Annotated in this window: 10 protein-coding genes; 5 read left to right on the top strand and 5 right to left on the bottom strand. The window is 58.7% G+C overall.

Annotation, left to right across the window (positions count from 1 at the left end; genetic code table 11):
• Nucleotides 1–388: 388 nt before the first annotated feature.
• Nucleotides 389–1,933, top strand: coding sequence for a TerC family protein (locus EDY99_RS11095; RefSeq protein ID WP_033643383.1), 1,545 nt, complete (start codon nucleotides 389–391; stop codon nucleotides 1,931–1,933).
• A 16-nt stretch (nucleotides 1,934–1,949) separates the two neighbouring features.
• Here the strand turns inward: EDY99_RS11095 and EDY99_RS11090 are convergent, their stop codons facing one another.
• The 4 genes from EDY99_RS11090 to pabB all read right to left on the bottom strand — a co-directional run bounded on the left by EDY99_RS11090 (nucleotide 1,950) and on the right by pabB (nucleotide 7,563).
• On the bottom strand, nucleotides 1,950–3,536 hold the full coding sequence (locus tag EDY99_RS11090; protein WP_033643382.1) for an EAL domain-containing protein: 1,587 nt from the start codon (nucleotides 3,534–3,536) through the stop codon (nucleotides 1,950–1,952).
• A gap of 267 nt (nucleotides 3,537–3,803) precedes the next feature.
• Nucleotides 3,804–5,168 (bottom strand): L-serine ammonia-lyase, encoded by a 1,365-nt coding sequence (gene sdaA, locus EDY99_RS11085; RefSeq protein WP_033650934.1) that lies wholly within the window; start codon nucleotides 5,166–5,168, stop codon nucleotides 3,804–3,806.
• A gap of 446 nt (nucleotides 5,169–5,614) precedes the next feature.
• Complete coding sequence (locus EDY99_RS11080; protein ID WP_033644292.1) at nucleotides 5,615–6,193, bottom strand: CoA pyrophosphatase; 579 nt, start codon at nucleotides 6,191–6,193, stop codon at nucleotides 5,615–5,617.
• Nucleotides 6,190–7,563 (bottom strand): aminodeoxychorismate synthase component 1, encoded by a 1,374-nt coding sequence (pabB, locus tag EDY99_RS11075; protein WP_123061753.1) that lies wholly within the window; start codon nucleotides 7,561–7,563, stop codon nucleotides 6,190–6,192. The genes EDY99_RS11080 and pabB overlap by 4 nt, the downstream gene beginning before the upstream one ends.
• Before the next feature lie 525 nt (nucleotides 7,564–8,088).
• Here pabB and EDY99_RS11070 point away from each other — a divergent pair.
• Together EDY99_RS11070 and EDY99_RS11065 are read left to right on the top strand one after the other, a co-directional pair.
• Nucleotides 8,089–9,090, top strand: a complete 1,002-nt coding sequence (locus EDY99_RS11070; protein WP_123062172.1) for a glycosyltransferase — start codon at nucleotides 8,089–8,091, stop codon at nucleotides 9,088–9,090.
• 70 nt (nucleotides 9,091–9,160) lie between these two features.
• On the top strand, nucleotides 9,161–9,400 hold the full coding sequence (locus EDY99_RS11065) for a YoaH family protein (protein WP_122016318.1): 240 nt from the start codon (nucleotides 9,161–9,163) through the stop codon (nucleotides 9,398–9,400).
• A 34-nt stretch (nucleotides 9,401–9,434) separates the two neighbouring features.
• Here EDY99_RS11065 and purT read toward each other — a convergent pair whose 3' ends face one another.
• Nucleotides 9,435–10,613 carry a formate-dependent phosphoribosylglycinamide formyltransferase gene (gene purT / locus EDY99_RS11060; protein ID WP_123061752.1) on the bottom strand — a complete coding sequence of 393 codons (1,179 nt, stop codon included), beginning with the start codon at nucleotides 10,611–10,613 and terminating at the stop codon, nucleotides 9,435–9,437.
• A gap of 246 nt (nucleotides 10,614–10,859) precedes the next feature.
• Here purT and cspC point away from each other — a divergent pair, with 246 nt between their 5' ends.
• Nucleotides 10,860–11,069 carry a cold shock-like protein CspC gene (gene cspC, locus EDY99_RS11055; RefSeq protein WP_004927572.1) on the top strand — a complete coding sequence of 70 codons (210 nt, stop codon included), beginning with the start codon at nucleotides 10,860–10,862 and terminating at the stop codon, nucleotides 11,067–11,069.
• A gap of 147 nt (nucleotides 11,070–11,216) precedes the next feature.
• Nucleotides 11,217–12,599: an ATP-dependent RNA helicase DbpA gene (gene dbpA, locus EDY99_RS11050; RefSeq protein ID WP_033643376.1), complete on the top strand. Its 1,383-nt coding sequence runs from the start codon at nucleotides 11,217–11,219 to the stop codon at nucleotides 12,597–12,599.
• Nucleotides 12,600–12,653 lie beyond the last annotated feature (54 nt).

Below are 12,653 nucleotides of genomic sequence, written 5' to 3'. Positions count from 1 at the left end.
TAGTGAGTGAAAAAATATTTTTTGTGACGCTGCTCCGCTATTGAATGCTCGGATAAATCTTAGCGGTCGTGGGCGAGATGACAGGGCGCAACCTTAAACCGCCGTTGAAAAAGCCGCTTTGTCCGCCAGAAAAATCCTGATACAGTAATTTCCTCTTTCATCACTAAGGAGTGAAGGGCCTCAGCCCTCCCTATGGACTGTCACCGAAGTTACTGTTTTTCCAGGTTTCACCCGCCACCTGCTGGCGTTACATATGCTGTTCGGCCGCTCGGCCACCACCCGGTAATCCCATCCCGTCACCTTGCTATTGTCGACTGCGCCCATGCAGCGGCGGCATCGTCACGTCTGAGCCTCCTGCGCTCGTTCCCACTTTTCTCTGGAGTCTGATATGGAATTTTTAATGGACCCCTCTATCTGGGCGGGGTTGCTTACGCTGGTGGTGCTGGAAATCGTGCTGGGCATCGACAACCTGGTGTTCATTGCCATTTTGGCCGACAAGCTGCCGCCGAAGCAGCGTGATAAAGCGCGCATCATCGGCCTGTCGCTGGCACTGCTGATGCGTTTGGGCCTGTTGTCGGTGATCTCCTGGATGGTGACGCTGACCACGCCGCTGTTCAGCGTCGGCGATTTCAGCTTCTCGGGCCGCGATCTTATCCTGCTGTTCGGCGGGGTGTTCCTGTTGTTCAAAGCCACCATGGAGCTGCATGAACGGCTGGAAGGGCAGACGCACCAGGACGGCGCCAACCGCGGTTACGCCAAGTTCTGGGCGGTGGTGGTGCAGATCGTCATCCTCGACGCGGTGTTCTCGCTCGATGCGGTGATTACCGCAGTGGGCATGGTGAACGATCTGCCGGTGATGATGGCGGCGGTGGTGATCGCGATGGCGGTGATGCTGTTGGCGTCCAAACCGTTGACTAACTTCGTTAACGCGCACCCGACCATTGTGGTGCTGTGCCTGAGCTTCCTGTTGATGATCGGCCTGAGCCTGATCGCCGAAGGCTTCGGCTTGCATATTCCTAAAGGTTATCTGTACGCCGCGATCGGCTTCTCGATCCTGATTGAATTGTTCAACCAGATCGCGCGTCGCAACTTCATCAAGCATCAGGCGCGTCGCCCGATGCGCGAGCGCACCGCGGAAGCGATCATGCGCCTGATGGGGCAGCAGCGCGCGCAGCAGACGGACGATGCGGTCGCCTTGCCGCGGGATGAAACCTTTGCGGAGGAAGAGCGTTATATGATCAGCGGCGTGCTGACGCTGGCCTCGCGCTCATTGCGCAGCGTGATGACGCCGCGCACCGAGATTTCCTGGGTCGATTGCGAGCGCTCTCGTGAAGAGGTGCGCGAACAGCTGCTGGACACGCCGCACAGTCTGTTCCCGGTGTGCCGCGATTCGGTGGATGAGATTGTCGGCGTGGTGCGCGCCAAGGATCTGCTGGTGGCGCTGGAGCAGGGTGAAGATATCGCCGAGTTCGCCGCCCGCACGCCGCCGATCGTGGTGCCGGAAACCATGGACGTCATCAAGCTGTTGGCGGTGCTGCGTCGCGCCAAAGGGCGTCTGGTGGTGGTCACCAACGAGTTCGGCGTCGTGCAAGGGCTGGTGACGCCGCTGGACGTGCTGGAAGCGATTGCCGGTGAATTCCCGGACGAAGATGAAACCCCGGACATTGTGGCGGAAGGCGACGGCTGGCTGGTGAAGGGCGGGACCGACCTGCACTCGCTGGAACAGGCGCTGGCCTGCGATGACCTGGTGAGCCCAACCGCGGACTACGCCACCCTGGCGGGGCTGCTGTTGGCCCACTACGGCCAGATGCCGGTGGTGGGGGATACTATCGAGCTGAACCACCTGCGTTTCGATATCGTCGACGTCTCCGAATACCGCATCGAACTGGTGCGTGTCACCCGCGTCGTCTTTGACGAGCCGACGCAGTCGTAACCCGTTCGCCGGAGGCTCAGGCCTCCGGCGGATCCTCTTGCGCATGTCTGACGCGCGATTCGTACTGCTGCAACCACAGCGGGAAAACGTGGATCGGCATCGGTTTGGCGAAATAATACCCCTGCAGGGCATTGACCTCGCGTGAGCGCAGATAGTCAGCCTGTTCCGCCGTTTCTACCCCTTCAGCCACCAACTTCAGCTTCAGCCGCTGCGCCAGCGTAATGATGGTGTCGGTCACCGTGGCGTTTACCGCGTCGGTGCCGATGGCCGCGGTAAACCCGCGGTCGATCTTCAACACGTCCGGGCTGAGGTTTTTCAGGTAGCTCAGCGAACTGTGGCCGGTGCCGAAATCGTCGATGGCCAGCATGATACCCATGTCTTTCAGCGTCCGGATCTGGTCATGCTGGATGGCCGACAGCGCGGTGCGCTCGGTCAGCTCCAGCATCAGTGACGGCATTGGGTGCGCCGGCAGCCAAATCTGGCGGATATCGTCGATGATGTTGAGCGTTTTAAAATGTTCGGCCGCGACGTTGATGCTGATGTAGAACGACGGCCGCGGCGGGAATAGCTGCAGATTTTCCGTCACGGTGTTCATCAGATAACGGGTCAGCGGAATGATCAGCTCATGCTGCTCGGCCAGCGGGATAAACACGTCGGGCGAGATCCACCCCTGCCGTTTCTTTTTCCAACGCAGCAGCATCTCGACGCCGGCGCAGCGGCCGGTATCGCTGTGAATGATCGGTTGGCAGTAAACGCGGAACTCCCGGTGGGTAATGGCATGACCGATGTGATAAGACAGGCTCATACGGTTAGCGGTGAGCAGGTAGACCACGTAGGCCGCCAGCAGGCTGATCAACAGCGCCAGAGGAATATGGCGCGGCAGTGCGGAAAACGCCAGCATGCCGACCTGCGGGCCGAACAGCGAAATCGAGAACGGGTACCGCTCGGAACCGGCGGTGTAACGCAGATCGTTGGTCAGGGTGTCGCGGCGCAGGATTTCACGGCGTCCGTATTCCAGGCTGCTGTCGGCTACGTTCAGCACCATTCGCTGAACATAAGGCTCCTGCGGTTCGAGTAAAAAGTTCGATAACAGCTCGATATTGAAGACGTGCAGAACGCCGCTGGTTCTATCGCCGGGGGAGGGTGTCCACATCACCAACGTGGGCAGTCCTTTGCTCACCGCCAACGAAGGGCGCAGCGCCAGCTTGACGTTGCTGTTGACGAAAATCGGCAGCACGGCGGCCAACTGATAATGACGGGCGCCAAACAGGCTGGAGCAGTAGATGACGCCATTTTTTACCAGCAGCATGGCGCGCAGCGCCTGATTTTGCGCAGCGCGAAAGCGTAGGGTCGATGAGACGTTCTCGCAGGGTTGTTCCAGCATGTCCATACTGCGTTCCGCCTGCAGCTGTGCGGGGGACAGCAGCTGGTCAATCTTGCCGACGGTGCGGGTGGCCAACGTTTGCTGGCTCTGCTCGATGCTTTTGACCTCTTGATAGTAACGGGTATACAGCGATACCAACAGAATAGCCGCGCCCACCGCTCCGGCCAGCAGCCAACGGTAGTAACGATATTGGGACGCGGCGAGGTGGGTCATCAACATCCGGTAAATCCTTGTTCGGTAATCCAGCTCCGAGTCACGGTCAGGCCATAGATCCTTAAGTTACGCTCGGCTAATTCTAGCCTGAGGTTATACAAGATTGATGGTAACTCAGTAAATTATTTCGATTTGGCAAAACAGAAGGTCAATTTGCAGGCTAACCGCCGGATCGATGAGAAAAATGCAGGATTTTTTCTGGTGACATTGTCACAAAAACGCTCAATGAATTGATTAACCATAAAAAACCCCGCCGGATGGCGGGGTTGTCGGTCAGTCGCATTGCACCTTGATAGCCAGGCCGCCGCGTGATGTTTCTCGATACTTGGCGTTCATGTCTTTGCCGGTTTCATACATGGTCTCGATCACCTTATCCAGCGAAACGCGCGGTTCGCTGGTGCGGCGCAGGGCCATGCGGGCGGCATTGATCGCCTTGACCGAGGCGATGGCGTTGCGCTCAATGCACGGCACCTGCACCTGGCCGGCGACCGGATCGCAGGTCAGACCCAGGTTGTGTTCCATGCCGATTTCCGCCGCCACGCATACCTGCTCAGGGCTGCCGCCCAGCAGTTCGGCCAGGCCGGCCGCCGCCATGGAGCAGGCAACGCCGACTTCACCCTGACAGCCGACTTCGGCGCCGGAAATGGAGGCGTTCATCTTGTACAGCGCGCCGATGGCGCCCGCCGCCATAAAGTAGCGGATATAGATGTCCGGGCTGACGGACTCGATGAAGTGATCGTAGTAAGCCAGCACGGCAGGCACGATGCCGCAGGCGCCGTTGGTCGGCGCGGTGACGACGCGGCCGCCGGCGGCGTTTTCTTCGTTAACCGCCAGCGCGAACATGTTGACCCAGTCGATCACGTTCATCGGATCGTTGGACAGTTTATCCGACGCCACCAGCATGCGGCGCAGCGCGGAGGCACGGCGCGGCACGCGCAGCGGGCCCGGCAGCACGCCTTCGGTGTTCAGACCGCGATCGATGCAGGCGCGCATGGTTTGCCAGACGTTACCGAAGTAGGTGTCGATCTCTTGCTTGCTGTGCAGCGCCAGTTCGTTCTGCATCACCATGCCGGACAGCGACAGCCCGGTATCGCGACAGTGGTCGAGCATTTCGCGCGCGGAATTGAACGGATAAGGCATTTGCAGTTCTTGCTCGGCGGCCTTGCCGAAGTTCTCTTCATCGACGATGAAGCCGCCGCCGATAGAATAATAGGTCTTGCTGTACACTTCTTTATCGCCGGCGAAGGCGTGGACCTGCATACCGTTTTCGTGCAGCGGCAGGTTGTCGCTGCGGAAGACCATGCCGCCGTCGCGCGGGAAATCGACTTCATGCAGGCCGTTGGCCAGCATCAGGCGTTGACGTTGTTCTACATCGCGAATAAAACCCGGAATGCTATCGATATCGACGGTGTCCGGCATGTTGCCGGCCAGGCCGAGAATGATAGCGATATCGGTATGGTGACCTTTGCCGGTCAATGAGAGTGAGCCGTAAACGTCTACGGCAACACGCGTGATAGAAGGCATCAGGCCTTTATTTACCAGATCGTCGACAAACTGTTTGCCGGCTTTCATCGGTCCAACCGTATGAGAGCTGGACGGGCCGATGCCGATCTTAAACATGTCGAAAACGCTAATCACGCTAAAACTCCTTAAAGAGACGTATTGTTATGGCTGCGGCGGTTAAAAACCGCGCAGGGAACAGCGATATTGTAAAAGGGCCGTGCGGGTTCGGCTGCCTTTTTCGCATGAAATTAAATAATCCGTGGTGTCGCTTTTTTTACTGATTACCCGGGGCGAACCCTTGTGCGGGGCATCCGCTTTCGCCCAAGCTCCATTAACGGTAATCGCGCCAGCTTTCCTTGCTGAACGCCGCCGGCTTAATCCCTGTTTCTACAGTGGTTTATCTCGGACGGTGGTATTTTACAGGTATTTCGTAAGGTTTAAGAGAGGGTTTACAGTTTTTTTAAAACCATTCAACCGGAACGGTAGTTGAAAAAGCGATCAAATGAAGTGATTTCGATCGCTTTACCCGCAGCGGAGGCCGGCAACCGTGCCAGATTGCGAGTCAGATCACGCAATGCCGGCTAAATACTGACTTGTTGCGCCAGGCGGCGAATGATGGCGGCGGTCAGCCCCCAGATAAACTGGCTGTGGTACCAGGAAAGGTAAATCCGGTGCGTATGGCCGGCGCGATGAATGTCCAGCGGGTAGTAACGCGACAGGGTCAGCGCCTCCCGCAAAGGCATTTCAAACACGTCAGCCACTTCGCCTTCGTTGGCGCGGAACTGCACGTCCGGCGAGACCAGGCCGACGATAGGCGTGACCTGAAATCCGGTGCTGCTGTCGAGCGGCGCCATTTGGCCGAGTATGGTAACCGCCTGCGGCGGTATCGCCACTTCTTCCTGCGCTTCTCGCAGCGCCGTCACGATCGCCGACCCGTCTTCAGCGTCGGTTTTACCGCCGGGGAAGGCCACCTGGCCGGCATGTTTGCGCAGCGAGTCGGCGCGGCGGGTCAACAGCAGCGTCGGCTCGGCGCGACAGACGATCGGGATCAGCACTGCGGCCGGGCGCACATTGTGCGAGATCTGCGCCGCCTGCGGCAGCTGCAGTTGGAAACGGCTGATAAAGGCGTGCAGTGAAGCCGGTGCATTTGGTGGGATCACGACTGGGCGCACTCCCCGAGCTGCGGCAGAATGCGGCCAACCTTGTCGAAGGTCTCCTGATATTCCGCCTGTTCCTGGCTGTCCGCCACGATGCCGCCGCCGGCGGAACAATGGATGCGGCCGTTTTCGGTGACGAGCGTGCGAATAGTGATGTTGGTGTCCATGGTGCCGCAGGCGCTCAGGTAACCGATGCTGCCGCAATAGGCGTTGCGACGCTGCGGCTCCAGTTCTTCGATGATTTCCATCGCCCGCACCTTGGGCGCGCCGGTGATCGAGCCGCCGGGAAAGCAGGCGCGCAGCAGTTCGGTCGCCGAGGCGGTGTCCGGCAGGGTTGCGGTGATGGTGCTCACCAGGTGGTGCACCGCCGGGAACGGCTCCACGACGAACAGCTCCGGCACGCGCACGCTGCCGGGCTGGGCGACGCGGCCGATATCGTTGCGCAGCAGATCGACAATCATCAGATTTTCAGCGCGGTCTTTGGGTGAACCAGCCAAACGACGAGCCTGTGCGGCGTCTTGTTCCGCGTCCGCCAGCCGCGGCAGCGTGCCCTTGATCGGGCGGGTTTGGATGCGCTGCTGCTCCAGCCACAGGAAGCGCTCGGGAGAAACGCTCAACACGCTGTTGTGCGGCAGACGCAAGAACGCGGAGAACGGCGCGCGGTTGCTGGCGCTCAATCGGCAAAACGCCTGCCATTCATCTCCCTGATAGTCTGCGGAGAATCGCTGCGCCAGATTGATTTGGTAACAGTCGCCGCTGCGCAGGTAGTGCTGAATGCGTTGGAACTTCTCGCCGTACTGCTGCCGGCTCATATTGGCGCGCCAATCGCTCAGCAGCGTGAAAGGGCGTGCCGCAGGCGCGGTTTGGCTATTGAGCCAGCGCCAGCGCTGTTCCACGTCGCCATAGCTGAGCAGCGTCAGCGTTTGCAGCCGGTGGTCGGCGATCAGCGCCCAGTCATAAATGCCCACCGCCATGTCCGGTAAGGCGAGGTCGGCTTCGGCCAACTGCGGCAAGCTTTCCACCCGCCGCCCAAGATCGTAGCCGAACAGCCCCAGGGCGCCGCCCTGAAACGGCAGATCCGGATTAAAGGCCGGTTGCCAACCTTGCGCCACCATCTGCTGTTGCAACAACTCAAACGGATCTTGTTGCGACCGTATTGTTACGTCGTCACTTGCGATTTCTGTGGTGGCGCCATGAGTCGTGAGAGTAATGCGCGGCTGTGCGACCAGAATATCGAAGCGGTTATGCGAGTGATCGGCAAAGCCCGAGTGCAGCAGCATCGCCCAAGGCTGCGATGAAAGCGGGGCAAAAAGCGTCATCAGGGCGCTGCGATGGTAGGGCAAAGACTTTATGTTTGGGGCGGTTACGCTCATGAACGTCAATAAACCTGGCTGTGAAGACGGCAATATCTGGCGGCTAGTGTGCCATAGACGGCCATGGCATGCATGTTTTGCCATGCGAGACATGCAGCACACCTCACATAAACGGCAGTTCAATAAACCTGAAATAAGGCATTTTTTGCGCCATTGTTTATACTTCGATATGTTAAAAATTTAACGTCAAAATAACTGGAAGCATTTTTCACCGAGGGCGCAAGACCCGAGAAATATAAAGACAACTCGTTAATTTCACACTTTTATTGTTGCTCGCTGTTATTAAGCGGGCGATGCGAAACGGCTTTGCCTGTGTTTTTTACGGTGGCCGTCTTGTGAAAGTTATCCCTTGTTGTGGAACGCTTTTCTTGTAGAAAGCATGAAAAGACAAACAAGATGAATCTTATTTAGCTCGCGGCGGAAATGTGAATGTTTGCGTCATATTTCGCTCGGGCGCTGAAGCGATTTCTATTTTTCAAAAAAATAAAATTATCATTTTGTTACATTATTATTGAAGAGCTGCCTATGTCGTTAATGCTGAGCGTCATCGTCCCGATGCACAATGCGGGAGAACTGTTAGAACCTTTCCTGGCTTCGTTGCTTGCTCAACGAGAACAGCGGTTGGAGGTGATCATCGTTAACGATGGTTCCACCGACGGTTCGGGGGCGGTCGCCCACCGCTATGCGGCGGCGCATCCGCATATTCGGGTTATCGATCAGGCGAACGCCGGCGTTTCCAATGCGCGTAATGCCGGGCTCGCCGTTGCCCGAGGAAAATACGTGGCGTTTCCCGACGCTGACGATCTGCTGGCGCCGGAAATGTATTCCACACTGCTCGAGCAGGCCGAACGGCACCAATTAGACGTGATGCAATGCAATGGCGAACGCTATTTTGCCAGCCAGGACGAATTGCAGCCGATTTTTCCTCAGGAGCGTTTACGCACCACTGATGTTATCACTGGCGTTCAATGGTTCGAACGCGCGTTGAAATCGCGAAAGTTTATTCACGTTGTGTGGTTGGCGATATATCGTCTCGATTTTATCCGCCAACATCGGCTCTATTTTGAACCGGGCTTACATCACCAGGATATTCCCTGGACGACGGAGGTCATGTTTAATGCCAAGCGGGTCAAATATTTAAGCACGCCGCTGTACCGCCAACGGGTGCACGACAAGTCGATCAGCAATCGCCGCCGCACCGGCAAGGCTAACGTGGATTATCAGCGCCACTATATGAAAATCGTCGAAATGCTGGAGCGGCTCAACCTGCGTTATGCGAGCACCATCGCCATTCGGCCGGCGTTCCATTGGCAGATCACCCGCGAAGCGCTGGGGATTTGCCACAGCATTCGCCGTGAGCCGGACCCGGCCGCTCAGAATCAGATTACCGAAGAGTTTTACCAACGTGGCATCGACAGAGCGATGCTCGCCAATGCGCGCGGCGTGAAGCAGGGGTGGCATGTCATGCTGTGGCGGCACCGTTTAAAGCAGTGGCGCAACGATAACGGCTGTTCACAGCCGGCCTGAGGCATAAGACGTTGGGATCCGCCGCGTTAGCGCGTATACTCCTTCTCCCTTTTGCCGGAGAGAACGACACATGCATGCAGGTATGCCATTACTGAGCCACGCGGAGCAGCAGGAAGCGGCGGATCGCATCCATCAGCTGATGGAACAGGGCATGAGCAGCGGTGAGGCCATTGCTCGCGTTGCGCAGGAAATTCGTGAGAAGCATCAGGGCGCTCATGTCGCGGTGCTGTTCGATGACGAAGACGAACAGCAGGATGCCGCGCCGGAGGCGTCGCGGGATGACGATGTTGAAGAAGACGAAGACTATTGATGTTATCGGGGCCGCGCAAGCGGCCCCGTCAGTTTTAGTGGTTGACCGCCACGGCGGCGGCGGCCTGTTTCGCCAGCTCCACCGCGAGTTCCGTGGTGTCCGCCGTCGCCAGCGCTACACCCAGGCGGCGCTGGCCGGCGATTTCCGGCTTGCCGAACAGACGCAGCTGGTTGTGCCCGCGCAGCGCGTTTTCCAATCCGCTGAAGCGCACATCGGTGCTGGTGAGCTGTGGCAGGATCACCGCTGAAGCGGAAGGGCCGAACTGGCGGATAGCGCCGATCGGCAAACCGAGAAAGGCGCGCACGTGCAGGGCGAACTCAGACAGATCCTGTGAAATCAACGTGACCATGCCGGTATCGTGCGGGCGTGGCGACACTTCGCTGAAGATCACGTCGTCGCCACAAACGAACAGCTCCACGCCGAACAGCCCGAAGCCCCCCAGGGCCTTCACCACTTTCTCGGCGATAGCCTGGGCCCGGCTCAGCGCCGTAGCCGACATGCGTTGCGGTTGCCAGGATTCGCGATAATCCCCATCCTCCTGACGGTGCCCGATCGGCTCACAGAAATGCACGCCATCCACGGCGCTGATGGTCAGCAGCGTAATTTCAAAATCAAATCTTACCAGCCCTTCGACGATCACCCGGCCACCGCCGGCACGGCCGCCCTGTTGGGCGTAATCCCAGGCGCTTTGCAGCTGTTCGGGCGTGCGGATCAGGCTCTGGCCTTTGCCGGAAGAGCTCATCACCGGTTTGACGATGCACGGGTAGCCGATATGCTCAACCGCCTGGCGGAAGGCGATTTCACTGTCGGCAAAGCGGTAGCTGGAGGTGGGAAGACCGAGCTCTTCCGCCGCCAGACGACGGATGCCTTCACGGTTCATGGTCAGGCGTGTGGCTTCGGCACAGGGCACTACGCGGTGGCCCTGGCGTTCAAGCTCGACCAACATGGCGGTGGCGATCGCTTCGATTTCGGGAACGATATAGTCCGGCCGCTCGTGTTCGATGACGGCTTTCAACGCGTCACCGTCCAGCATATTGATGACGTGGCTGCGGTGCGCCACATGCATGGCCGGCGCATCGGCGTAGCGATCGACGGCGATCACCTCCAGACCGAGGCGCTGGCATTCAATGGCGACTTCTTTACCCAGCTCGCCGGAGCCGAGCAACATGACGCGGGTGGCGGAAGGGCGCAGGGCGGTTCCAATCGTTAACATAGTTTCGTACCTGGATCGGTGAAAGTAAGCGGATTGATGATCGGCGGGCAGTATATACGAAAACGATTGCGCGCGCAGCCGCCGCGCCGGTTTTGTTGCTAACTGGCTGTTTTTATAACAAACAGAAATATTTGCCCTGTATGAGCGATTGTGCGTTAATAACCGACGGCGAAAGAAGACCTACTTATTTAAAGGTTTTCGCGTCTCGTGCCGTCAAGGCAGGTTTATCAAGTAAAGGAAACACAAATGAGCAAGATCACTGGTCACGTTAAATGGTTCAACGAAAGCAAAGGTTTCGGCTTTATCACCCCTGCCGACGGCTCTAAAGACGTTTTCGTTCATTTCTCCGCTATCGTCAGCGATGGTTTCAAGACCCTGGCTGAAGGCCAGCAGGTTGAGTTCTCCATCCAGGACAGCCAACGTGGCCCAGCCGCAGCCAACGTCGTTGCGATTTAACGACTGCGTTGCCAAGAAACCCGCCGCCGGCGGGTTTTTTTATGCCCGCACCCCGTAACGCCGCCCATCTCTGTTATCATTTACCGCTGATTCGGCGCTTACCTGCGGGCGCGCCGCCATTCCATTCGTCACATAAGAGTTATCGCCGTGAGCACAGTTTCTTTTTCTTCCCTGCCGCTGCCAGCCGAACAGTTGGCCAACCTCAACGAACTGGGGTACGCCGAAATGACGCCGGTACAGGCCGCCGCATTGCCCGCCATCCTGCAAGGGCGGGACGTGCGCGCCAAGGCGAAAACCGGCAGCGGTAAAACGGCGGCCTTCGGCATTGGTCTGCTGAACAGTATCGTCGTCGGTCAGGTCGCCACGCAGGCGCTGGTGCTCTGTCCCACCCGCGAGCTGGCCGATCAGGTGAGCAAAGAGCTGCGTCGCCTGGCGCGTTTTACGCAAAACATCAAGATCCTGACGCTGTGCGGCGGCCAGCCGATGGGGCCGCAGCTCGATTCGCTGGTGCATGCGCCGCACATCGTGGTGGGGACGCCGGGCCGTATCCAGGAACACCTGCGCAAGAAAACGCTGCAGCTGGACGAGCTGAAGGTGCTGGTGCTGGATGAGGCCGATCGCATGCTGGACATGGGGTTCGCCGACGACATCGACGATGTGATCAGCTATACGCCGCCGCAACGTCAGACGCTGCTGTTTTCCGCCACGTACCCGGCAGGCATCGAGCGCATCAGCGCGCGCGTTCAACGCCAGCCGCTGAGCGTCGAGGTGGACGATGGCGAAGCGCAGACCTCCATCGAACAACGCTTTTATGAGACCACGCGCGATCAGCGCCCAGCGCTGCTGGTGTCGGCCATTCGCTATCATCAACCCGCGTCCTGCGTGGTGTTCTGCAATACCAAGCGCGACTGTCAGACGGTGCTTGAGGCCCTGGAGGCCCGCGGCATCAGTGCGCTGGCGCTGCATGGCGATCTGGAACAGCGCGACCGCGACCAAGTGTTGGTGCGTTTCGCCAACCGCAGTTGCCGGGTATTGGTGGCGACCGACGTCGCCGCACGCGGGCTGGATATTAAAGAGCTGGAGCTGGTGGTCAACTACGAGCTGGCGTTCGATCCCGAAGTGCATGTGCACCGTATTGGCCGTACCGGCCGCGCCGGCATGAGCGGGTTGGCGATCAGCCTGTGCACGCCGCAGGAAATGGCGCGTGCGCACGCGATTGAAGACTATCTGCAGATGAGCGTCGACTGGTCGCCGGTGTCCGAGCTGAGCGGGGCGGCCAACGGCTCGCTGGAGGCGGAAATGGTGACGCTGTGCATCGACGGCGGCCGCAAGGCGAAGATCCGTCCCGGCGATATTCTCGGGGCGCTGACCGGTGATGCCGGGCTGACGGCGGCGGAAGTGGGCAAGATCGATATGTTCCCGGTGCATGCCTATGTCGCGATCCGCAAAGCCAGCGCGCGCAAGGCGCTGCAACAGTTGCAGCAGGGCAAAATCAAAGGCAAAAGCTGCAAGGTGCGGCTGCTGAAATAAGCCAAAGGCGGGCGGCGGTTTGCCTTCCCGCCACGATCTATTTATACTGTATAT

Origin of the sequence: Serratia sp. LS-1 (assembly GCF_003719595.1) — a bacterium.
GTDB lineage: Bacteria > Pseudomonadota > Gammaproteobacteria > Enterobacterales > Enterobacteriaceae > Serratia > Serratia ureilytica.
This window is presented reverse-complemented; position numbering and strand designations above follow the sequence as displayed.

What these genes read in the sequence shown, in the direction of transcription:
- EDY99_RS11095 (WP_033643383.1), top strand. Translation starts at nt 389, where the DNA reads ATGGAATTTTTAATGGACCCCTCTATCTGGGCGGGGTTGCTTACGCTG.
- EDY99_RS11090 (WP_033643382.1), bottom strand. Translation starts at nt 3,536, where the DNA reads ATGTTGATGACCCACCTCGCCGCGTCCCAATATCGTTACTACCGTTGG.
- pabB (WP_123061753.1), bottom strand. Translation starts at nt 7,563, where the DNA reads ATGAGCGTAACCGCCCCAAACATAAAGTCTTTGCCCTACCATCGCAGC.
- EDY99_RS11070 (WP_123062172.1), top strand. Translation starts at nt 8,089, where the DNA reads ATGTCGTTAATGCTGAGCGTCATCGTCCCGATGCACAATGCGGGAGAA.
- EDY99_RS11065 (WP_122016318.1), top strand. Translation starts at nt 9,161, where the DNA reads ATGCATGCAGGTATGCCATTACTGAGCCACGCGGAGCAGCAGGAAGCG.
- purT (WP_123061752.1), bottom strand. Translation starts at nt 10,613, where the DNA reads ATGTTAACGATTGGAACCGCCCTGCGCCCTTCCGCCACCCGCGTCATG.
- cspC (WP_004927572.1), top strand. Translation starts at nt 10,860, where the DNA reads ATGAGCAAGATCACTGGTCACGTTAAATGGTTCAACGAAAGCAAAGGT.